Below are 22,400 nucleotides of genomic sequence, written 5' to 3'. Positions count from 1 at the left end.
CACGAGCTTTTTCTTCTGGTGCGTTATCGATCTGGTCGAAAGCACGAGCAGCACCGCCGTAGGTTTTAGCCAGTACGGTAGTGATTGCAGCGGTCAGCGTTGTTTTACCATGGTCAACGTGGCCGATAGTACCGACGTTAACGTGCGGTTTTGTACGTTCAAACTTTTCTTTAGACATCGATTGTCCCTCTAAGACACGGATAAATCGGTGATATCACCACATCAACCAGGCGAAAATGCCTGAACTGTTGAATACATTTACATTGAAACAGAGAGAAAGGGAGGGAGAAGTGAAGTGGTGCTGATACCCAGAGTCGAACTGGGGACCTCACCCTTACCAAGGGTGCGCTCTACCAACTGAGCCATATCAGCACGTATTGGAGCGGGCAGCGGGAATCGAACCCGCATCATCAGCTTGGAAGGCTGAGGTAATAGCCATTATACGATGCCCGCATCCTGAAACTCGGCTACCCAGTTCTTTCTGTAACAAAAAAAGAGATTTCTCTCTTTTCTGTTCGAGCTGGTCAATTTTTCCAACCAGCTCCGGCGGCGTTGACGCTGCCAGAAAGTGGTGGTGGGGGAAGGATTCGAACCTTCGAAGTCTGTGACGGCAGATTTACAGTCTGCTCCCTTTGGCCGCTCGGGAACCCCACCGGACTTGATGGTGCCGACTACCGGAATCGAACTGGTGACCTACTGATTACAAGTCAGTTGCTCTACCTACTGAGCTAAGTCGGCATCAAGTAGCGCGCATTCTATGGAGACCTGCGCAGTCATGCAACTAAAAAATTGCATAAAACGTTCTTTCGCTCACATTTTATTCGAAACCAGGGCTAACCGCTGTAAATTCATCCGCTCACGGTTAAAAATTCAACATGAACGCCTGATTTCGGCACGCTATAGCACCACGTGATACCTGCCCGGTTAAGCATCGCTTTCCCATATTTTTTCTTATTATTCCTCTCATCTGGTGTTAACCTCCTGCCCATTGTCCAAAATTAACTATGTGATGAGCCCGCACCCGCCGTTTCGTGATGGTTCACAGAAGCATGCTTATGAGCAAAAAAGAGCAAACGTTAATGACGCCCTATCTTCAGTTTAACCGTAGCCAGTGGGCAGCCCTGCGTGACTCCGTCCCTATGACACTGACGGAAGGTGAAATCGCACGGCTAAAAGGGATAAACGAAGATCTCTCCCTGGAAGAGGTGGCAGAAATCTATCTCCCCCTCTCTCGCTTGCTTAACTTCTATATCAGCTCCAATTTGCGTCGTCAGGCCGTACTGGAACAGTTCCTCGGCACGAACGGTCAACGTATTCCTTATATCATCAGTATTGCGGGCAGCGTGGCAGTGGGTAAAAGTACCACCGCGCGTGTGCTTCAGGCGCTGCTGAGCCGCTGGCCGGAACACCGCAGCGTGGAGCTGATCACCACCGACGGCTTCCTGCATCCCAACGAGGTGTTGAAAGAACGCGGCCTGATGAAAAAGAAGGGCTTCCCGCTCTCTTATGATATGCACCGCCTGGTAAAGTTTGTTTCAGATCTAAAATCGGGCGTACCTCACGTTACCGCGCCGGTTTACTCGCATCTGATCTACGACCGCATCCCGGATGGCGACAAAACGGTTGTGCAGCCCGACATCCTGATTCTGGAAGGCTTAAACGTCCTGCAAAGCGGGATGGATTACCCTCACGATCCGCATCATGTGTTTGTCTCTGACTTTGTCGATTTCTCAATCTATGTCGATGCGCCGGAAGATTTGCTGCAACGCTGGTATATCAACCGCTTCCTGAAGTTCCGCGAAGGGGCGTTCACCGACCCGGATTCCTACTTCCACAACTACGCCCAGCTCTCTGAAGAAGAGGCTATCAGCGTGGCGACCGGGCTGTGGAATGAGATCAACTACGTCAACCTCAAAGAGAACATCCTGCCGACGCGCGAACGCGCAAGCCTGATCCTCACCAAGAGTGAGAAACACGCCGTCGACCAGATTCGTTTACGGAAGTAGACCTCAGACGTAAAAAAACCGGCTTATCGCCGGTTTTTTATTTATGCATGCGGCTTTTCGCCGTTTTCATCCTGATCGACCGCGAAGCAGGCCACCAGCTGTCCACCATAATCCTTTAGCTGTGGCTGCAACTGCGTACACGGACCGAAGCGGCGACGGCAGCGGGCGTTAAACGCACATCCCGGCGGCGGGTTAAGCGGGCTTGGCAACTCACCGGTCAGCTTAATGCGCTCACGGCGGTCATCCGGGTTCAGCCGCGGCGTCGCAGACAGCAGTGCCTGGGTATACGGATGACGCGGGTTAGTAAAGATCTGATCTTTCGTCCCCTTCTCCACGCAGCGTCCCAGATACATCACCATCACCTCATCGGCAATGTGCTCGACCACGGACAGGTCATGGGAGATGAAGACGTACGACAGTCCCAGATCCTGCTGTAAATCCATCATCAGGTTAAGCACCTGCGCGCGAACGGACACGTCAAGCGCTGAGACCGGCTCATCGGCAATCACCACGTCCGGGTCAAGCATCAGCCCACGAGCGATGGCAATACGCTGACGCTGACCACCAGAGAACATATGCGGGTAGCGATCGTAATGCTCGGTTTTAAGCCCCACCTTCGCCATCATCGCCAGCGCTTTTTCACGACGCTGCTCTTTGCTCAGATTGCTGTTAATCAGTAGCGGTTCTTCCAGAATCTGCCCCACTTTTTTACGCGGGTTTAAAGAACCGTACGGGTTCTGGAACACAATCTGGATTTTCTGGCGACGCAGCTTCTGCGCCTGCGGATCGTGCTTGAGCAGATCCTGGCCCTGATAGTAAAGCTCGCCGCCGGTTGGCGTTTCAATCATCGTCAGCAGACGGCCCAGCGTGGATTTCCCACAGCCCGACTCCCCGACGACCGCCAGCGTTTTACCGCGTTCAAGGCTGAAGGAGACGCCGTCCAGCGCTTTTACCAGGCGCTCGGGGGCAAAAATCCCCTTCTTCACCGGGTAATGTTTTTTCAGGTCGATAGCCTGCAACAGCGGCTGTTGCGTGGTGGCCTGGTGCGTACTCATAGTGTTGGCCTCCCGGCATCATCGAGTGGGTAGTGGCATTTTGACTGCCGACCATCGGCCAGCAGATTCAGCTCTGGCTCCTCGGCGCGGCATTTATCTGTCGCATACGGGCAGCGCGGATTCAGCAGGCAGCCCTGCGGACGGTCATATTTACCCGGAACCACACCCGGCAGTGACGCCAGACGCGCTTTGTCCTGGGCAAACTCCGGCAGCGCACGCAGCAACGCCTGCGTATACGGATGACGCGGCGCGCGGAAGATATCGTGCGAACTTCCGGTCTCCACCACCTGACCCGCGTACATCACGATGATTTTGTGTGCCGCTTCCGCCACCAGCGCCAGGTCGTGCGTAATCAGCACCAGCGCCATATTCTCTTTCTGCTGCAACTCCAGCAGCAGCTCGATGATTTGCGCCTGGATGGTCACGTCCAGCGCGGTAGTTGGTTCATCGGCAATCAGCAGTTTTGGTCGACAGGCAATCGCCATGGCGATCATCACGCGCTGACTCATGCCGCCGGAAAGCTGATGCGGGTAAACGTCCAGACGCGATGCTGGGTCAGGTATCCCCACCTGGTTCAGCAGATCGATAGCACGCTGGCGACGGGTTTTCTTATTCCCACCCTGATGCACCTTAATCGCTTCCATAATCTGGAAACCCACGGTGTAGCATGGGTTCAGGCTGGTCATGGGGTCCTGGAAGATCATCGCCACTTCCGCGCCCACCAGCTGGCGGCGCTGTTTTTCGGAAATACGCTTCAGATCCTGACCGTTGAACTCCAGATTTTCCGCCATCACGCGGCCGGGGTAGTCAATCAGCCCCATAATCGCCAGCGAACTCACTGACTTACCGGAGCCCGACTCTCCTACAATCCCGACCACTTCGCCCTGATTAACGCTGTAGCTGATACGGTCCACGGCGCGAAACGGTGTGCCTTCGTCGCCAAAGTGCACGGATAATTTATTTACATTTAATAACGCCATCTCGTGCCTCTTACTGCTTCAGTTTGGGATCAAGTGCATCACGCAGACCATCACCCATCAGGTTAAATGCCAGCACCGTCAGCAGAATCGCCAGACCCGGGAAGGTGACGACCCACCAGGCGCTTTGCGCGAACTGCAACACGTCGGAGAGCATGGTGCCCCACTCCGGTGTTGGCGGCTGCGCACCCATGCCAAGGAAGCCAAGAGCGGCCATATCAAGAATGGCGTTAGAGAAACCGAGCGACGCCTGAACAATCAGCGGCGCAAGGCAGTTTGGGAAGATATTGATAAACATCTGACGCATCGCACCGGCACCCGCCACGCGAGAGGCGGTAACGTAGTCGCGGTTCACTTCCACCAGCACCGCCGCACGGGTCAGACGCACATAGTGCGGTAGCGCAACAAACGTCAGCGCAAGCGCGGCGTTACCAATCGACGGACCGAAGATCGCCACCAGCACCAGCGCCAGCAGCAGGCTTGGTAATGCCAGCATAATGTCGACGACGCGCATGATGATGTTATCAACAATGCCGCCGAAGTAGCCTGCCACCAGGCCGAGTACGATCCCCATGATCAGCGACAGTACGACAACGAGGCAGCCAACCAGCAGCGACAGGCGTGCGCCGTACATCAGGCGCGAAAGCACATCGCGACCCACGTCGTCGGTGCCCAGCAGGTGCGCCAGGCTTCCGCCGTCCTGCCATGCAGGAGGTGCCAGCAGCGCATCGCGGAACTGATCAGCCGGGTTATACGGCGCAAGGACGTTCGCAAACACCGCAATCAGGATCATGATGGAAACATACACCAGCCCGACGACCGCGCCTTTGTTGCGCTTGAAGTAGTGCCAGAATTCCTGCATCGGCGTCATTGGCACCGGTGCGGTGACCACTTTATTTTGAGTAACTTGTGACATGATGGCCCCTTACTTCTTATGACGAATACGCGGGTTCACCACGCCGTACAGCAAATCGACCAGCAGGTTGACGAGAATAATCATCGTCGCGACCAGCAGTACACCGCCCTGCACAACCGGATAGTCACGGCGTTGCAGCGCATCAATCAGCCAGCGTCCAAGACCCGGCCAGGAGAAGATGGTTTCGGTCAGGATCGCCCCCGCCAGCAGCGTACCGACCTGCAAACCGATAACGGTTACCACCGGCAGCATAGCGTTTCGCAGGGCATGAATGATGATGACGCGCATACGGGTCAGGCCTTTAGCGCGGGCAGTACGAATATAATCCTCGCCCAGCACTTCCAGCATGGAGGAACGGGTCATACGCACGATCACCGCCAGAGGGATGGTGCCCAGCACCATTGCAGGCAGGATCATGTGCGCAACCGCATCAATGAAGTTGCCCTCTTCGCCCCAGATCGCCGTATCAATCAGCATAAAGCCGGTTAACGGATTGGTGTCGTCAAGGAAAACCATATCGCTGACGCGTCCGGAGACCGGCGTCAGGTTCCACTGCACCGAGACCAGCATGATCAGCATCATGCCCCACCAGAAGATAGGCATGGAGTAGCCGGTCAGTGCCAGGCCAACAGCGGTGTGGTCAAAAATAGAGCCACGTTTAACGGCAGCCAGTACGCCAACGGGGATCCCTACCGCGGTCGCGAAGATCATGGCGCAGATACCGAGTTCCAGCGTCGCTTTAAAGCGAGGTACGAACTCGTCCCACACCGGAAGACGGCTTTTCAGTGAAATCCCTAAATCGCCGTGCAACACGCCCCAGATATAGTGGAGATACTGCTGCCACATCGGCTTATCAAGGCCGAGTTCAGCCAGCAGTTGCGCATGACGTTCAGGGGAGATACCACGCTCGCCCGCCATAATCATCACCGGATCACCCGGGATCATATGGACGAAGGCAAAAGTGAGAAGGGTGATACCGATAAACGTCGGGATAACCAGTCCCAGACGTCGGAGGATGAACTGCAACATAACCCGGATTCTCTCTGATGACGCACACTCAGTGGCGTGACGTCTGTATTGCTCACAAATGTAAATTCCCTCTCCCTGTAGGAGAGGGTTAGGGTGAGGGGGTGCATGCACGCCCCTCACCCCTGCCCTCTCCAGGAGGGAGAGGGAGAACACCCTACTTATTATTCAACAGACACGTTTTCGAAGTGGTGTTTGCCCAGTGGATCGACCACGTAGCCCTTCACTTCTTTACGCACTGGCTCGTACACGGTGGAGTGAGCAACAATCAGCGCCGGAGCCTGATCGTGCATGACAACCTGCGCTTGCTTGTACAGTTCGATACGTTTGTTGTGATCGTCGGTCGCACGCGCCGGCTGGATCAGATCTTCAAACGGCTTGTAGCACCAGCGAGAATAGTTAGAACCGTCTTTCGCTGCCGCACAGCTGAACAGGGTCGCGAAGAAGTTGTCCGGATCCCCGTTGTCACCGGTCCAGCCCATCATGACCGCCTGGTGTTCACCCGCTTTGGCGCGCTTCAGGTACTCGCCCCACTCGTAGGTCACAATCTTGGCCTGTACGCCAATCTTCGCCCAGTCAGCCTGAACCATTTCCGCCATACGGCGTGCGTTCGGGTTGTAAGGACGCTGTACCGGCATCGCCCACAGCTCAACGGTAAAGCCTTTGTCCTGGCCCGCTTCTTTCAGCAGCGCTTTCGCTTTCTCAGGATCGTAGGTGTAGTCCTTAATGTCGTCGTTATAGCCCCACATGGTTGGTGGGATCAGGTTCTTGGCCGCAACGCCTGCGCCCTGGTAAACGGCTTTGATGATCGCTTCTTTGTTCACCGCGTAGGTCAGCGCCTGACGCACTTTCACGTCATCGAACGGTTTCTTCTCGGTGTTGAAGGAGAGATAACCCACGTTCAGGCCCGCCTGCTCCAGCAGGTTGATATTTTTGTCCTGCTTCATGCGCGCGATGTCAGCCGGGTTTGGATACGGCATCACCTGACATTCGTTTTTCTGCAATTTTGCGTAACGCACGGATGCGTCAGGCGTGATGGAGAAGACCAGACGGTCGATCTGCGGCTTGGTGCCCCAGTAGCCCGGGAAGGCTTTATACAGAATACGGGAATCTTTCTGGTACTGAAGCAGCTGGAACGGGCCGGTACCGATTGGGTTCAGGTCCACTTTTTCCGGAGTGCCGGCTTTCAGCATGTTGTCCGCATACTCTTTAGAGAGAATAGAGGCGAAGTCCATCGCCAGGTCAGCCAGGAATGGCGCTTCCGGACGCGTCAGCACAAACTGGACGGTTTTATCGTCCACTTTTTTCACTTCAGCGATCAGGTCTGGCAGACCCATCCCTTCGAAGTATTCATAGCTGCCGCCAGACACTTTATGGTACGGGTTCTGGGCATTTTTCTGACGGTCGAAGGAGAACACAACGTCGTCGGCGTTAAAGTCGCGCGTAGGTTTAAATTCTTTGCTGTCCTGCCACTTCACGCCCTGACGCAGGTGGAAGGTATAGGTTTTACCGTCTTCGCTGATATCCCACTTTTCAGCCAGGCCAGGAATCACTTCCGTGGTGCCGGTTTTAAATTCAACCAGACGGTTATAGATCGGTACAGAACTTGCGTCGTAAGTCGTACCAGAGGTAAAGAGCTGTGGGTTAAAGCCTTCCGGAGAGCCTTCAGAACAGTAAACCAGGGTTTTTGCCTGTACGCTTGCTGCAACGGTCATGGCCACCAGGCTCAGACCAAGCTTCAGCATCCCTGACTTCTTCAAGGAAATACTCATTATTGTGCTCCAATGTGATGTTTTGCTTTGTTGTGTTACGCCGCCTGACCTTTATTTATTTTTTACCCGGTCCGGTCGGTGATGCCCGAAGGCGTTAAAAGGGATAGAGAATCCTTTCAGAAGAGCGTTTGAGTTGCAGCGCAGATCCTCCCTGAAATGCCCCTCGTGCCCTACAATCTGTCAACAGAATGTGAAAACGTCAATACAGGTGGCGGGGATTTACGTGGAGTGTGAGAAACCGCAAACAAAGATTAAAAAAACCCTGACCGTGAGTTTTCAGCAGAGAAATTTATGCTACTCGCCATGATGCAGCACAATTATCTTCATATTTCGCAACACTCAGTGATTAAGTTTTATTCAGAATGAGTAAATTTTCTTACAGGATGGTGATTATCTGAGCACTAAATACCGCGAACGTTAAAACGCACAGCGAAAAATGCTGAGGTTATCCATAAGCAACGCGAAAAAAGATCAAACTATATATAAAAAAATACAATGGATTATGTCACAAAACCGCAAGCAGGCAGGGGGAAGCAGGGCTAAGGGGTATTTTGAGGACTCGTGCGGGGTAACGCGTTAATGCAAAAAGGGCTAACCTTGCGGTTAGCCCTTTTTAGAATGTGGTCGGCGAGAGAGGATTCGAACCTCCGACCCACTGGTCCCAAACCAGTTGCGCTACCAAGCTGCGCTACTCGCCGAATGCGGAGCGCATCTTACTGCTGAGGTGCGCCCCCGTCAATCCCTTATTTTCAAAAAGCCATTCAACTGGCGATATTCTCGCCAGACCAGCTACTGCGCGGCTTTTGTGGTGTTATCAGGGAGTTTACACCAGTTGTTGTTTTCGTTAATCCCACCGTTCGGTGAGGTATAGCCGAGACAGCCCATAATGGTGTCGTACAGCTCAACGTGACGGCGCGGTACCTTGATCTCTGCCTGCTGTTTCAGATGGGCAAACATTTTGGCTTTGTCCGGATTTTCCAGGTACTTATCCGACATCCACATGATCATCGGCACGCGGAACTGCTCAGGCGGGGCCAGCTTACGCGGCGTACCGTGTAAATGCTCTTTCTCGTTGATGGACTCGCCGTGGTCGGCCGCGTAGATCACAATCGCTTTCTTATCGCGAAGCTGGTCGATCACCCGACTGAGGAAGGTATCCACATACAGAATCGAGTTATCATAGGCATTGATCAGCTCCTGCTTGCTACAGTTCTTGTTAATGCCGACGCACTCAGGCGTCCATTTGGCGAAATCGCGCGTGTAACGCTGATAGTAGCTGTAGTGTGACCCTTTGGTATGCAGAACAATAAGATGCTTACCCTGCGGATGGTTTTTCAGTGACTGTTCCATCTCAGAGAGCAGCAGCATGTCATCAACGTTCTTTCCGCGGTTACGCGGCTCGGCGCCAATCTGCTCGCGGTAGGCGATGTTATCCGCCATGGTGTTGGTGTAGAACCACATCTCACTTTGCATGGCGAACAGATCGGAGCTAAATCCAAGCTGCTTCAGAACAGCAAACACGTTTTGCTCTTTGAGAGTGCGCTGAGGATTATCACTCGCACCGCCCTCACGAACAAACATACAGCGCAACGAGAGCTTCGTGGCGGTATCGCAGGAGTAGCCGCGGTAAGCTACAAGATTCTTTTCCTGCGCCAGTTTCGGGGTGGTATCGCGGTCATAACCGAGGATACCCATATGATCCCAGCGCGTCGTTTCGCCGATAACGAAGACCACGTAAGTATCATCCAGCCCTTCAGCCGGAGCCTGGTAGGTGAACTTTTTGGTTGGGTTAATCAGCGATTTCACATCGCTGGATTCGTCCGCCTGAGCCCAGGCATAAAGACCTAACGCCGACAGCCAGTTAGACGGCAGATACGAGTTAGCCACCACGCCGCCGTAGCTTGGCATATCCACGCCTGTCGCTTTTTCGATCCTTTTTTGCTGTTTTTCCATCAGGCGAATAGGCGCCCACACCAGCAGACCCGCCAGAAGAACGACGGCGACGTTGCGGATGCGCTGTCCCCGGGTACGCAGCTGGCGTAACAGGGTGTAGCGGCAGGTGTTACTCCAGATAAAGAAGAGCGGGATCAGGCAGGTCAGAATCGTCCACAGGATGAACCCTTGACCCACCACCTCTTTCGAGAGGTCGATGTCCGTGGTCATCACCGAGGCCACAATACCGTAGCCAATGACCACATTCATGAATGTCATGTAATAGCTTGCGGCGGCGGAGATAATCACCACCAGCGAGGCCAGAACCTGCCATGTACGTCTGCCAAAAAGCGAGAGCAGACGTAGCAGGAAGAAGGTCGCCAGAATTGAGCCAAACACTTCAATCGCGGCAAAAATTCCATTTCTTACAGTGAGGTGTTCGAAATAACCTTCCACTCGTCTGAACAGCACCGCGCCATTCAGAAACAAACCGATATAGACAGCCAGCATCAGACACAATCTTTGCTGGGTAAGAGACCTAATATATTTCATGCAAACAACCCTGGGGGAAGGGGTATAAAGACCCGCCGAATCTCAGTGAGAAAGCTGACAGAGTAAGTAGATGCGAGAGCAACCGTTATCAGAAACGTCTACAAGCGCGATAAGTAGACCACAGCAGGAAAGAAAAGTGGCAGCAGAGAATGTGAATCGATGAAGTTTTTTACAAAATAGCAAGTCCGGAAGCGATTTAGAAATAAATAAAAGAGGCCCTGCGGCCCCTTTTTATCGAATCATGCATGCGCTTCTTTATATACCTCGCGCTGCGGCTGACGAATCGTGGTGGACAGCGCCAGCGAAATAATCAGCAAGGCAAATATCACGCAGAATGTCACGTAGAAGCCACCAAACAGCGAGGCAATCAGTGAACCGCAAATACTGCCGATACCGAAGCCGAGATAAATCACGCCGTAGTTTTTCGCCAGGTTGTTCAGGCCGAAGAACTCGCTCACCAGCGACGGGAAGACGGTAATAGTGCCGCCAAAGTTAAAGGCTACGCAGGCTATCGCCGCAAAGAATGTCGCCTCGTTCAGCGGAGCGAACAGCAGTGCTGCCATACCCACCAGGGAGATCACCTGCCCCAGCGTAATCACGCGGATCCGGGCGATTTTGTCAGACAAGATACCCAGTACCAGACGACCCGAGAGGTTAGCGATAGAGATGACCGTTACGGCGTTCGCCGCCGTCGCCGCGTCCAGTTTTACCATTCCCTGCGCGATATCTTTCGCCACACCGATGACATACAGACCGCTCATGCAGGCCGTCAGGAACATCACCGCCAGCATCCAGTACTGCGGCTTACGCATGGACTGAGCGAGAGTGAAATCGTTCTCCACCACGCCGTTAACGGTTTTCACTTCCTGCTTCGGCGCATCTTTCATCAGCGTGGCGCCGAAGAGGATCATTACCAGCACAATCACGCCCCAGATCATAAAGGTTTTCTCAAGCCCAACCGAGGCCAGCAGATGCGCATCGATGAATTTGAAGCCGAGGCTGCCCAGGCCATATGAACCAATGGCAAATGCGGAGATAAGCCCTTTACGCTCCGGGAACCACTTCACGCAGTTAGACAGCGTCAGCAGATAACCTGCGCCGTCCGCCAGCCCCACCAGCACCCCGGCGCTCAGCCACAGCATCATCAGGTTGTTAGAATATGCCGTCAGGAAGAATCCCAAGCCCAGCAAGATCCCGGATGCCATGGTTACACGCTTCACGCCGAAACGTTCCTGAAGTTTACCCGCCACGGAAGAGGAAATTGCTAACCCAAGACTCAGCAAGCCGAAGGAGAATGCCACCTGGCTTATCGGCGCGCCGAGCTTATCGGACAGGGCGCTGTTAAACAGGCTCCAGGTATAGACCGATCCCAGTGCGAACTGGGTAACGATGGTGCCGAATAGCGTCAGCCAACGCGTGCGGTTATAAGTTGATGTGTTCATGGCAGTGTCCTGCAAGATAAATTAAGGAAATTCGCTGAGGACAACGATAAACAAAACCTTTATAGCGCTGGGGGAAAACGGAATGAAATGCAGGAGAGAAGGAATGAAATGCCTGGGATCTGGAATGAATGACCTTGCCGGGGAATGAAGCGCTGTTCTGTTAGTGGGCACTATCGCTCCAGACCCCGTCATAATTGTATTAAATATGTTATCGTATCGTTTAAAAAAATAACAACCCTTAAAATTTGGCGCTCAATCCCAGCGTATATAAATATTCTTCTTCAGTTTGCTGGTTATAGCTGATCTTCGCCCAGGGGTGTAAATCACCATACTGCGTATCAACACGCCAACCCAATGAGTTCACGCTGGCATGCCAGAGGGGATCGGTAAGCGACTGCGTGGTGGTTGTATCCTCAAACGCATTCACCGTTACAGGGGGAGCGCCATCAGTGCGCCACGCCATGACGGGCCCGGTGGTGAAATGTCCCGCCACGGGAAAATTCCAGCCAACGCTCAGAACGGTTTCCGCATCCGAACCGGAGGGATCGTTCAGGGTAAACCCCGTAGCATTCTGCGTGCGGTTAATACGCTCCGCGAGAATATCTTCATAACGAGGTTGGTGATCGGCGTCCCATGTATAACGTTCCGTCGTATTACTTTGTGCATCTGAAACGATATATTCCTGTTGCCACGCAAAAGCGGTGTGACAAAAAAGCAGGCAGACTGAAACACCCACCAGGCCAGAAGCAGCATGGCGACCACTGATTTTTTTTATCATCATCAAAGCGACTCCAGAAAGAGCCGAGTTCGGCGATATATGTCATTGTTCGAAGAGGTATTAGGGCGTATAGCCCTGTATTAACTATTGTCTCTTTAGCAGACACGTCAAGCCGGGCAGATTGAAATTTTTGCGTTTACCGTATCAGGAAGGGAGATGACCTATGCAACGTTGCGGCTGGGTAAGCCAGGATCAGCTTTATATCGATTATCACGACAAGGAATGGGGCGTACCGGAAACCGACGGTAAAAAACTGTTTGAAATGATTTGCCTTGAAGGCCAGCAGGCCGGGCTGTCGTGGATCACCGTTCTGAAAAAGCGTGAGAACTATCGCAAAGCCTTCCACCAGTTCGATCCGGCTGCGGTTGCCGCCATGACCGACGACGACGTACAAAAGCTGGTTCTGGATACCGGTATCATCCGCCATCGCGGTAAAATTCAGGCCATTATTGGTAACGCGCGTGCTTATCTGGCGATGGAGCAAAATGGCGAACCCTTTTCAGCATTTGTCTGGTCGTTTGTGGATAACGAGCCGAAGGTGACGCAGGCCGCCACGCTTGCAGAGATCCCAACGTCGACCCCCGCCTCAGATGCCCTGTCGAAAGCGCTGAAAAAACGCGGCTTTAAGTTTGTGGGCACCACCATCTGTTACTCCTTTATGCAGGCCTGCGGGCTGGTCAATGACCACATTACGGGCTGCTTCTGCCATCCGGAGGGCCACCATGATCCGCAAATGGCAAAGTGAGAACACCGCGCCGCTTTTGAGTCTGTGGCTGGAGAGCACCACCGAGGCGCATCCGTTTATCGACGCAAGTTACTGGCAAGCGAATGAAGCGGTAGTGCGGGATGAATACCTTCCCGCCGCCGAGACCTGGGTCTGGGAAGAAAACGGTACCCTGTGCGGTTTTATCAGCGTCATGCAGTTCCAGTTCGTGGGGGCGCTGTTTGTCGCCCCGGCGTTCATCGGAAAGGGGATTGGGCGTGCGCTGCTGAACCACGTTCAGCAGCACTACCCGTATTTAACCCTGGAGGTGTACCAGAAAAACGTGCGGGCGGTGAATTTCTATCATGCTCAGGGTTTTCGCATCGAAGACAGCGCCTGGCAGGATGATACCCAACACCCGACGTGGATCATGAGCTGGCAGGCGGATCAAACGCCGTAAGGGTAAGCGCCGGCCCCTCATATTTCTCCACCCATGCCAGCGCCGTATTCCCCGCGCAGCCATTCCCCAGCTTCGAGCTGGGGAGATCTTTGGTCAGCACGTTTACGGCGCCGTTCTTACAAATACCGCCCTCGTCCAGCGCCAGATCCGGCCATGCGCCCTGATGAATGCAGAAAACGCCAGGGCGGATCCCGTCACTCACCACGGCGCCTGCCAGCACCTGCCCGCGCGCGTTCCAGACCCGAACGAGATCGCCGTCGTTAATCCCCCGCGCCTTTGCATCGTCGCTATTCAGCGCGATCGGCTCACGACCCGCCACCGCATACTGCTCGCGCAGAGCCGAATAGTTGAGCTGGCTGTGCAGACGATGGGCAGGATGGGCAGACAGCAGCTGAAGCTGCCCCGGCTGCGCATTGCCATGCCATTCGTCCGGCTCCAGCCACGCCGGATGCGGCGGACAGTCCGCGTAGCCAAAGCTGGCGATGCGTTCGCTGTAGATCACAATCTTCCCGCTTTCGGTTTTTAACGGGTGATTCTCCGGATCGCGACGGAAGTCAGCAAAGCGCACAAACCGCGCGTTCTGCTCGCTTTCTGGCATTTCGAAGAGTTGATTCGCCTCCCAGAACTCAGCAAATGGCGGCAGGGACACGCCCTGCGCAGCCCCGCGCTGGCTGGCAATCTGGTAAAATGTTTCCAGCCATTGCAGATCCGTTTTGCCCTCGGTGAAACGCTCCCGCCCGCCCGCTTCCCACATTTCACTCAGGTCGGCAAAGACGTCGAAATCATCCCGCGCTTCATCCCGGGGAGCCACGACGCGCTTCATCGGCACCATATGCTGGTTGCTGTAATCCCCCGTCATGGTGAGATCGTTACGCTCGAACGAGGTCGTGGCAGGCAAAACGATATCGGCATGTTTCGCTGACGCAGTCCAGAAGCACTCCGAGATCACCACCAGCTCCGGTTTCTGCCAGGCGCGGATTAGGCGGTTGGTATCCTGGTGATGGGTGAAGTTGGCCCCACCCGCCCACCAGATAAACTTAATATCCGGGAAATGGCGATCCTGACCGTTGTGCTGATAAAACCCGCCGGGGTTCTCCAGGGCTTCAACAATGCGTGCCACCGGAATTTTATCCACAGCGTCCACGCCACCCTGCACCGAGCCCTGCATGGACGCCAGCACCGCGGCTTTACGCGTCGGGTTGCCGCCGTTGGCAAAGTGATAGGAAAGGCCAAAACCGCCGCCGGGTGTGCCAATCTGCCCAAGCATCGCGGCGAGCGTCACCAACATCCAGTGCTTTTGCTCGCCAAACTGCTGGCGCTGCATCCCCCAGCCGGACATGAGCATCGTGACATGGCTATGGAATAACGCCGCCAGTTCGCGGATTTTAACGGCATTAACGCCGCAAATCGCCGCGGCCCACTCTGCGGTTTTGGCAATACCGTCGCTTTGTCCCGTCAGATAGTCGGCAAATTTATCGAACCCCGTGGTACAACGCGCCAGAAATTCCGTGTCGTGCCAGCCGTTCTCCACCAGGGTGTGGGCGATGCCCAGCATCATCGCCACGTCGGTGCCCATATGCGGCGCGATCCACTCGGCGCTGTCGCCGAAGAAATCCAGGGTTTCAGAGCGCATCGGATCGATACAGATGATGCGCTTGCCGCTTTTGCGCAGCGCATCGAAGTAGGAAACGCCCTGCTCGTCGGACGCATTCCAGGCAATTTTCAGGGTATTGAGCGGGTTGGCGCTCCACAGCACCACCACCTCTGTATGCTCCAGCACCAGCGGCCAGCTGGTCTGCTGTTGATAAACCTCATTCCCGCCCACGACATACGGCATGATCGCCTGCGCCGCGCCGGTCGAGTAATCACCCAGATGGCCGGTATATCCTCCGGCCAGGCTCATATAGCGTTGCAGCAGGGTTGCAGCCTTATGCAGCACGCCGTTTGAGCGCCAGCCATAGGAGCCGGCAAAAATGGACGACGGGCCATAGCTGTCGCGGATGCGTTTATGCTGCGTATGGATCAGCGCCAGCGCATCGTCCCAGCTCACGCGCACGAACTCATCCTGCCCGCGAATACCCTGCGGTTTATCCGGTGACGCCAGAAAGCCTTTACGCACCATCGGCCAGCGGACGCGGGTCTTGCTGTGTACCTGATCGCGAACGACGGTCTGTAAAGAGTTGAGATGGCGCGAAGGCAAAGCCCCGCGAGACGACAGCACAGTGTCGCCATCGGTTTCGACCAGCATCGGCCCCCAGTGGGCGGCGGTCAGAATGGTTTTTGTTGAGGTGCTCAAAGCGTGCGCTCCTGGTTGCGTGCAGGTGTTTCGGCCTTTCATTGAGGCAATTTATCGTTTGTGACAAATTTCAGAGTTATACACTGAATTTTCTCCGTATCCGGACGTCATAATCCACTGCCACGTCCGTCGTGGCAAAGAATAAAAAGGATTAAGGAAATAAGATGAAAAAACGCGTACTCGTTATTGCCGCTCTGGTGAGCGGCGCACTGGCTGTTTCAGGCTGCACAACCAACCCTTACACCGGTGAACGCGAAGCGGGCAAATCCGGCATTGGCGCGGGTATTGGTTCCCTGGTAGGCGCTGGCGTTGGCGTACTCTCCTCCTCCAAGAAAGATCGCGGCAAAGGTGCGCTGATTGGCGCAGCGGCAGGCGCAGCCCTGGGCGGCGGCGTGGGTTATTACATGGACGTGCAGGAAGCAAAACTGCGTGACAAAATGAAAGGTACGGGCGTAAGCGTGACGCGCAGCGGTGACAACATCATCCTGAACATGCCAAACAACGTGACCTTTGACAGCAGCAGCGCGACGCTGAAACCCGCAGGCGCGAACACCCTGACCGGCGTGGCCGCAGTGCTGAAAGAGTACAATAAAACTGCCGTGAACGTGATTGGTTACACCGACAGCACCGGCAGCCAGGATCTGAACATGCGTCTGTCGCAGCAGCGCGCCGATTCCGTGGCCAGCTCGCTGATCGCCCAGGGCGTAGAAGCGAACCGCATCCGCACCAGCGGCATGGGTCCGGCTAACCCGATCGCCAGCAACAGCACGGCGGAAGGCAAAGCGCAGAACCGCCGCGTTGAAATTACGTTGAGTCCTGTGCAGTAGGTAAAAGCAAAACGGCAACCCCGTTGCCGTTTTAGTATTTGCGCCCTCTCCTGTGGGAGAGGGTTGGGGTGAGGGCATCAGACCGACACCCGGCAAATTGCTTGATTCGCCAGATTTTCCCGCTAAGGTATTCTCACTAAATTCAGGGAAATCAGCGATGATCAAACCAACCCGGGCCACCATCAGCGACGTGGCGAAAGCCGCCAAAACCGGTAAAACCAGCATTTCACGCTACCTCAACGGCGAGAAACACCTGCTGTCCGATGCGCTGCTGGCGCGGATCGAACAAGCCATTGCCGATCTCGACTACCGTCCCAGCCTGATGGCGCGCGGCCTCAAGCGGGGTCGCACCCGCCTGATTGGGCTTATCATCGCCGATATCACTAACCCCTACTCCGTTAACGTACTCAGCGGCATCGAAGCGGCGTGCCGGGAAAAAGGCTTTACCCCGCTGGTCTGTAACACCAATAACGAAGTTGATCAGGAGTTGCATTACCTCGATCTGCTGCGCAGCTATCAGGTGGAAGGGATCGTGGTCAATGCCGTCGGGATGCGCGAAGAGGGGCTAAATCGTCTGCAACAATCGTCTCTCCCGATGGTGCTTATTGACCGCAAAATCCCGGAATTTGCCTGCGATGTGGTCGGGCTGGATAACACCCAGGCGGCCACCACTGCCACCGAGCACCTGATTGAACAGGGTTTCGAAGCCATTCTGTTCCTGAGCGAACCGCTGGGTATGGTTAACACCCGCCGCGACCGCCTGGCTGCATTTCGCGCCACGCTGGCGCGTTATCCCGGTGTGATCGCCGAAAATGCTGAAATCCCCCTCCATGAAGCCGGACAGCTGGATAATACCCTGCGCCAGTTCCATACCCGCCATCGGGGAATGCGTAAGGCGGTGATCTCCGCTAACGGGGCGCTGACGCTTCAGGTTGCCCGCTCGCTTAAACGCATTGGCCTGCACTGGGGCAGCGACATCGGCTTGCTCGGCTTTGATGAACTGGAGTGGGCTGAACTTGCTGGCGTAGGCATTACCACCCTCAAACAACCCACCTGGCAGATCGGCTATGCCGCGGTTGAACAAGTGGTTCGCCGCATTGAAGGCACCCGCGACGCCGTACGCGAGCAGGTTTTTTCTGGCGAGCTGATCGTTCGCGGCTCTACTGCCCGTTAATTTCCCCTTCGTGACAGCGATCATAAATTCAGCATCCCGATCTTTTCTTTGGAACCGGTTCCATCTAGCGTAATACTATCGATTACGCTCTGGAGTCAGGAAATGAGCAGAAAAATTATGGTGGTCACCGCCGCGTATGGTGCGGATCAGGTGCGACAGGCAGGCGGTCAACGGGCGATGCTTCCCGTGATTGCTGGCGCAGGGGCTGATGGCGTTGAAATCCGCCGTGAGCTCTTCAGCCACGACGAGTTAATGGCCCTGCCTGCGCTGGGCGAGTCCATTGAACTGCTGGGTTTACTGGCGTGCTACTCCGCCCCGGTCCCCCTGTTTATGCCCGATGGAACCCTCAACCCGGATCTTCCGCGCTACCTTAGCGAAGCCAGCGCACTGAACGCGCTGTGGCTTAAAGTCTCGCTGGGTCATTTCAGCGACAAACAACCGCTTGAAGCCCTGCGCGCACTGCTGGATGAAAGCGGCATGACGCTGGTGGTGGAAAACGACCAGACCGACTGCGGGCAGCTCGCGCCGATGCAGCGCTTCAAAGCCGCCTGCCGGGTAATGGCGCTGCCGGTCACACTGACGTTCGATATGGGCAACTGGCTGTGGGTTGGCGATTCCCCGGAAGAGGCTGCACGTCAGCTGGCTCCCGCCGTGAGCTATATTCATGTGAAGGCCGCAGTCCCGCATAAGGCGCAGTTCCGCGCCGTCGCGCCGGATCAGACCGATTCTCGCTGGCGGGATCTGCTTAATCAACTGCCTGCCGACGCGCCGCGCGGTATCGAATTCCCACTCGAAGGGACGGATCTCACCGCCGTCACCCGCCATTACGTCAACCTGCTGCGCGAGGAGTAAACCATGCACAAGACGCTGGACGTTATCACTATCGGCGAGGCCATGGCGATGTTTGTCGCCACCGAAACGGGCGAGCTGAGCGCAGTGGAGCACTTTATCAAACGCGTGGCAGGCGCCGAATTGAATGTCGCTACTGGCCTTGCGCGGCTGGGGCTGAATGTCGGCTGGGTGAGCCGCGTGGGCAATGACAGCTTTGGCCATTTCGTTCTCGACTCGCTGAAAAAAGAGGGCATTGATGCCGCAGGCGTCACGCTCGACGGACGCTTCCCGACGGGCTTTCAGCTGAAATCTAAAGTTGAAAATGGAACCGATCCCATCGTGGAGTATTTCCGCAAAGGCTCAGCGGCAAGCCATCTCTCCGTGGATGATTATCACGCCGCGTATTTCTCCTCCGCGCGCCACCTGCACCTGAGCGGCGTGGCGGCGGCGCTCTCGGCCAGCTCGTACGATTTACTCGATCACGCGGCTTCGGCAATGAAAGCGCAGGGCAAAACCATCTCCTTTGATCCGAATCTGCGCCCGGTGCTGTGGAAAAGCGAAGCGGAGATGGCTGAGAAACTCAACCGACTGGCGTTTCAGGCGGACTGGGTTCTGCCGGGCATAAAAGAGGGAATGATCCTCACTGGCGAAAGCACGCCCGAAGGCATTGCTGATTTTTACCTCAACAGAGGGGTAAAAGCCGTGGTGCTGAAAACCGGTGCCGACGGCGCATGGTTTAAAACTGCCGACGGTGAGCAAGGCGCTGTCGCTGCGGTAAAAGTCGACAACGTGGTCGATACCGTGGGCGCGGGCGATGGGTTTGCCGTCGGGGTCATCAGCGCCCTGCTGGAGGGCAAACCGCTGTCGCAGGCCGTGGCGCGAGGCAACAAAATTGGTTCGCTGGCGATTCAGGTGCAGGGCGACAGCGAAGGATTACCAACACGAGCAGAGCTCGGCGTCTAAATTCCCTCTCCCCGTGAGAGAGGACCAGGGTGAGGGCAGCAATCCGCACCAGATAATTAAGCCACCGTGTACCCTACAGACAACGGCGGCAACAACCTCAACAACAGAGGCAAGCCTATGAACAGTTCGACCAATGCAGTAAAACGCTGGTGGTACATCATGCCAATCGTGTTTATCACGTACAGCCTGGCGTACCTGGATCGTGCCAACTTCAGTTTCGCATCCGCCGCCGGGATCAACGAAGACCTCGGGATCACCAAAGGGGTCTCGTCCCTGCTGGGCGCCCTCTTCTTCCTGGGTTATTTCTTCTTCCAGATCCCCGGCGCGATTTACGCTGAACGCCGCAGCGTGCGAAAGCTCATTTTCATCTGCCTGATCTTATGGGGTGCCTGTGCGTCGCTTACTGGCGTGGTGAATAACATTCCTGCTCTGGCGGCTATTCGCTTTATTCTCGGCGTGGTTGAGGCGGCCGTCATGCCAGCAATGCTGATTTACATCAGCAACTGGTTCACAAAATCGGAGCGTTCACGTGCTAATACGTTCCTGATACTCGGTAACCCGGTCACCGTGCTGTGGATGTCGGTGGTTTCCGGCTATCTGATCCAGTCCTTCGGCTGGCGCGAGATGTTCATCATCGAAGGGGTTCCCGCGATTATCTGGGCCTTCTGCTGGTGGGTGTTGGTGAAAGATAAGCCAGCCCAGGCGAAATGGCTTTCTGAAGACGAAAAAGCCGCACTCCAGGCGCAGCTGGATAAAGAGCAGCAGGGGCTTAAAGCGGTGCGTAACTACGGCGAAGCCTTCCGCTCCCGGAACGTTATTCTGCTGTGCGCACAGTATTTTACCTGGAGTATTGGCGTGTACGGTTTTGTGCTGTGGCTGCCGTCGATTATCCGCAGCGGCGGTGAAAACCTTGGCATGGTGGAAGTGGGCTGGCTGTCATCGGTGCCTTACCTGGCTGCGACCATCGCGATGATTATCGTCTCCTGGGCATCGGACAAGCTGCAAAACCGTAAGCTGTTCGTCTGGCCACTGCTGCTGATCGCTGCTTTTGCCTTCATTGGCTCCTGGGCCGTAGGCGCGAACCACTTCTGGGTCTCGTACACTCTGCTGGTGATTGCGGGTGCGGCCATGTATGCCCCGTATGGTCCGTTCTTTGCCATCATCCCGGAAATGCTGCCGCGTAACGTCGCAGGGGGCGCGATGGCGTTGATCAACAGTATGGGTGCGCTGGGTTCGTTCTTTGGCTCGTGGTTTGTGGGCTATCTTAACGGTGCCACCGGCAGCCCGTCGGCCTCTTACATCTTTATGGGGGTGGCGCTTTTTGCCTCGGTATGGCTTACTCTGATTGTTAAGCCTGCTAATAATCAACAGCTACCCGTCGGCGCACGCCACGCCTGAATCCTTTTAAAATCAACGGAGATTAGCATGAAGCCGTCCGTCATTTTGTACAAAGCACTGCCTGAAGATCTGCAAAAACGCCTGGAGGAACACTTTACCGTTACCCGGGTAAAGAACCTCAGCCCGGAAACCGTGGCACAGCACGCCGACGCGTTTGCCAGCGCCGAGGGCCTGCTGGGTTCGAGCGAAAAGGTGGATGCAGCGCTGCTGGAGAAAATGCCGAAGCTTCGTGCTACCTCAACCGTTTCGGTGGGATACGACAATTTCGACGTGGATGCGCTAAACGCGCGCAACATCCTGCTGATGCACACGCCCCATGCCCTGACGGAAACCGTCGCCGACACGCTGATGGCGCTGGTGCTTAGCACCGCCCGTCGTGTAGTGGAAGTGGCCGAGCGCGTGAAAGCGGGCGAATGGACCAAAAGCATTGGCCCGGACTGGTTCGGCGTGGACGTTCATGGCAAAACGCTGGGGATTGTTGGGATGGGCCGTATCGGTCTGGCGCTGGCACAGCGCGCGCATTTTGGCTTCAACATGCCCATTCTGTATAACGCGCGCCGTCACCACAGTGAAGCTGAAGAACGTTTCAACGCCCTTTATTGCGAGCTTGATACGCTGTTGCGGGAAGCCGACTTTGTCTGCCTGATCCTGCCGCTGACGGATGAAACGCGTCATCTCATCGGCAAAGCGGCGTTTGAAAAGATGAAGAAATCGGCCATTTTCATCAACGCGGGTCGTGGTCCGGTGGTCGATGAGAAGGCGCTGATTGAGGCACTGCAAAACGGTGAGATCCACGCCGCTGGTCTGGACGTGTTTGAACAAGAGCCGCTGCCGGTGGATTCTCCGCTACTGACCATGCCGAACGTCGTCGCCCTGCCTCACATCGGCTCTGCAACTCATGAAACACGCTACAACATGGCGGCGACCGCCGTGGATAACCTGATTGCCGCGCTCGGCGGTAAAGTGGATAAGAACTGCGTTAACCCGCAGATACAACAGTAGAAACGAAAAAACCCGCCAGAAGGCGGGTTTTTGAATTTAGTGCTACTGGGCTGGAAGCTTACAGGCTTACAACGTTACCAGCTGCTGGGCCTTTAGCGCCGCTTTCGATGGTGAAGGAAACTTTCTGACCTTCATCCAGAGATTTGTAGCCATCGTTCTGGATAGCAGAGAAGTGTACGAACACGTCTTTAGAGCCATCGTCAGGTGTGATGAAGCCGAAACCTTTATCAGCGTTGAACCATTTTACCAGACCAGTCATTTTAGCAGACATAGAAATTACCTTATTAACA

At 55.3% G+C, this 22,400-nt stretch carries 20 protein-coding genes and 5 tRNA genes; 9 read left to right on the top strand and 16 right to left on the bottom strand.

Annotation, left to right across the window (positions count from 1 at the left end; all coding sequences use genetic code 11):
- The 5 genes from DD597_RS21145 to DD597_RS21125 all read right to left on the bottom strand — a co-directional run.
- On the bottom strand, positions 1 to 178 hold a 178-nt coding region (locus DD597_RS21145), incomplete at its 3' end, for a GTP-binding protein (RefSeq protein WP_000031655.1).
- A gap of 118 nt (positions 179 to 296) precedes the next feature.
- A tRNA-Thr gene (locus tag DD597_RS21140) sits at positions 297 to 372 on the bottom strand.
- A 6-nt stretch (positions 373 to 378) separates the two neighbouring features.
- Positions 379 to 453, bottom strand: a tRNA-Gly gene (locus tag DD597_RS21135).
- Positions 454 to 569: 116 nt separating this feature from the next.
- A tRNA-Tyr gene (locus tag DD597_RS21130) sits at positions 570 to 654 on the bottom strand.
- 8 nt (positions 655 to 662) lie between these two features.
- Positions 663 to 738 (bottom strand) — tRNA-Thr (locus DD597_RS21125).
- 317 nt (positions 739 to 1,055) lie between these two features.
- On the opposite strand from DD597_RS21125, the gene coaA reads away from it, so the two are divergent.
- The gene (gene coaA / locus DD597_RS21120) at positions 1,056 to 2,006 is read left to right on the top strand and encodes a type I pantothenate kinase (RefSeq protein ID WP_015569977.1); all 951 of its coding nucleotides are present in this window, start codon (positions 1,056 to 1,058) and stop codon (positions 2,004 to 2,006) included.
- 41 nt (positions 2,007 to 2,047) lie between these two features.
- Here the strand turns inward: coaA and dppF are convergent, their stop codons facing one another.
- The 9 genes from dppF to DD597_RS21075 form a co-directional block, all read right to left on the bottom strand.
- Positions 2,048 to 3,061: a dipeptide ABC transporter ATP-binding subunit DppF gene (dppF, locus tag DD597_RS21115; protein ID WP_022650198.1), complete on the bottom strand. Its 1,014-nt coding sequence runs from the start codon at positions 3,059 to 3,061 to the stop codon at positions 2,048 to 2,050.
- A complete protein-coding gene (dppD, locus tag DD597_RS21110) occupies positions 3,058 to 4,041 on the bottom strand; it encodes a dipeptide ABC transporter ATP-binding protein (RefSeq protein ID WP_022650197.1) in 984 nt (327 codons plus the stop codon). The genes dppF and dppD overlap by 4 nt, the downstream gene beginning before the upstream one ends.
- 10 nt (positions 4,042 to 4,051) lie before the next feature.
- A complete protein-coding gene (dppC, locus tag DD597_RS21105; RefSeq protein WP_003862349.1) occupies positions 4,052 to 4,954 on the bottom strand; it encodes a dipeptide ABC transporter permease DppC in 903 nt (300 codons plus the stop codon).
- Between the two features lie 9 nt (positions 4,955 to 4,963).
- On the bottom strand, positions 4,964 to 5,983 hold the full coding sequence (gene dppB / locus DD597_RS21100; protein ID WP_006810536.1) for a dipeptide ABC transporter permease DppB: 1,020 nt from the start codon (positions 5,981 to 5,983) through the stop codon (positions 4,964 to 4,966).
- Between the two features lie 161 nt (positions 5,984 to 6,144).
- On the bottom strand, positions 6,145 to 7,752 hold the full coding sequence (dppA, locus tag DD597_RS21095) for a dipeptide ABC transporter periplasmic-binding protein DppA (protein ID WP_003860756.1): 1,608 nt from the start codon (positions 7,750 to 7,752) through the stop codon (positions 6,145 to 6,147).
- A gap of 621 nt (positions 7,753 to 8,373) precedes the next feature.
- Positions 8,374 to 8,450, bottom strand: a tRNA-Pro gene (locus DD597_RS21090).
- A gap of 91 nt (positions 8,451 to 8,541) precedes the next feature.
- On the bottom strand, positions 8,542 to 10,236 hold the full coding sequence (eptB, locus tag DD597_RS21085) for a kdo(2)-lipid A phosphoethanolamine 7''-transferase (RefSeq protein WP_023315201.1): 1,695 nt from the start codon (positions 10,234 to 10,236) through the stop codon (positions 8,542 to 8,544).
- A gap of 239 nt (positions 10,237 to 10,475) precedes the next feature.
- Positions 10,476 to 11,678, bottom strand: a complete 1,203-nt coding sequence (locus DD597_RS21080; RefSeq protein ID WP_045332939.1) for an MFS transporter — start codon at positions 11,676 to 11,678, stop codon at positions 10,476 to 10,478.
- Between the two features lie 238 nt (positions 11,679 to 11,916).
- Entirely contained in the window at positions 11,917 to 12,459 is a 543-nt protein-coding gene (locus DD597_RS21075; RefSeq protein ID WP_022650194.1) for a lipase, read from the bottom strand.
- 160 nt (positions 12,460 to 12,619) lie between these two features.
- Here DD597_RS21075 and tag point away from each other — a divergent pair, with 160 nt between their 5' ends.
- Together tag and DD597_RS21065 are read left to right on the top strand one after the other, a co-directional pair.
- The gene (gene tag / locus DD597_RS21070) at positions 12,620 to 13,201 is read left to right on the top strand and encodes a DNA-3-methyladenine glycosylase I (RefSeq protein WP_022650193.1); all 582 of its coding nucleotides are present in this window, start codon (positions 12,620 to 12,622) and stop codon (positions 13,199 to 13,201) included.
- Positions 13,179 to 13,619 carry an N-acetyltransferase gene (locus tag DD597_RS21065; RefSeq protein WP_022650192.1) on the top strand — a complete coding sequence of 147 codons (441 nt, stop codon included), beginning with the start codon at positions 13,179 to 13,181 and terminating at the stop codon, positions 13,617 to 13,619. The genes tag and DD597_RS21065 overlap by 23 nt, the downstream gene beginning before the upstream one ends.
- Here the strand turns inward: DD597_RS21065 and DD597_RS21060 are convergent.
- A complete protein-coding gene (locus tag DD597_RS21060; protein WP_044704522.1) occupies positions 13,588 to 15,957 on the bottom strand; it encodes a molybdopterin guanine dinucleotide-containing S/N-oxide reductase in 2,370 nt (789 codons plus the stop codon). The two genes, DD597_RS21065 and DD597_RS21060, sit on opposite strands and share 32 nt — an antisense overlap.
- Before the next feature lie 122 nt (positions 15,958 to 16,079).
- On the opposite strand from DD597_RS21060, the gene DD597_RS21055 reads away from it, so the two are divergent.
- The 6 genes from DD597_RS21055 (at position 16,080) to ghrB (ending at position 22,110) form a co-directional block, all read left to right on the top strand.
- Positions 16,080 to 16,742, top strand: a complete 663-nt coding sequence (locus DD597_RS21055) for an OmpA family lipoprotein (protein WP_045142459.1) — start codon at positions 16,080 to 16,082, stop codon at positions 16,740 to 16,742.
- 157 nt (positions 16,743 to 16,899) lie between these two features.
- Positions 16,900 to 17,916, top strand: coding sequence for a LacI family DNA-binding transcriptional regulator (locus tag DD597_RS21050; RefSeq protein ID WP_015569988.1), 1,017 nt, complete (start codon positions 16,900 to 16,902; stop codon positions 17,914 to 17,916).
- Between the two features lie 102 nt (positions 17,917 to 18,018).
- Positions 18,019 to 18,768 carry a sugar phosphate isomerase/epimerase gene (locus tag DD597_RS21045; RefSeq protein WP_129256562.1) on the top strand — a complete coding sequence of 250 codons (750 nt, stop codon included), beginning with the start codon at positions 18,019 to 18,021 and terminating at the stop codon, positions 18,766 to 18,768.
- A gap of 3 nt (positions 18,769 to 18,771) precedes the next feature.
- Positions 18,772 to 19,710, top strand: coding sequence for a sugar kinase (locus DD597_RS21040; RefSeq protein WP_023315195.1), 939 nt, complete (start codon positions 18,772 to 18,774; stop codon positions 19,708 to 19,710).
- 117 nt (positions 19,711 to 19,827) lie between these two features.
- On the top strand, positions 19,828 to 21,108 hold the full coding sequence (locus DD597_RS21035; RefSeq protein ID WP_017694735.1) for an MFS transporter: 1,281 nt from the start codon (positions 19,828 to 19,830) through the stop codon (positions 21,106 to 21,108).
- A gap of 27 nt (positions 21,109 to 21,135) precedes the next feature.
- Positions 21,136 to 22,110, top strand: coding sequence for a glyoxylate/hydroxypyruvate reductase GhrB (ghrB, locus tag DD597_RS21030; RefSeq protein WP_023315194.1), 975 nt, complete (start codon positions 21,136 to 21,138; stop codon positions 22,108 to 22,110).
- Positions 22,111 to 22,168: 58 nt separating this feature from the next.
- Here the strand turns inward: ghrB and cspA are convergent, their stop codons facing one another.
- Positions 22,169 to 22,381: an RNA chaperone/antiterminator CspA gene (gene cspA / locus DD597_RS21025; RefSeq protein WP_003860775.1), complete on the bottom strand. Its 213-nt coding sequence runs from the start codon at positions 22,379 to 22,381 to the stop codon at positions 22,169 to 22,171.
- Positions 22,382 to 22,400: the final 19 nt, after the last annotated feature.

Origin of the sequence: Enterobacter cloacae complex sp. 677-3DZ2D5B (assembly GCF_004136695.1) — a bacterium.
In the GTDB taxonomy this organism is placed as follows: Bacteria; Pseudomonadota; Gammaproteobacteria; order Enterobacterales; family Enterobacteriaceae; genus Enterobacter; species Enterobacter hormaechei_C.
The sequence above is the reverse complement of the archived record's forward strand: the minus strand, read 5'-3'. Positions and strand labels throughout refer to the sequence as shown.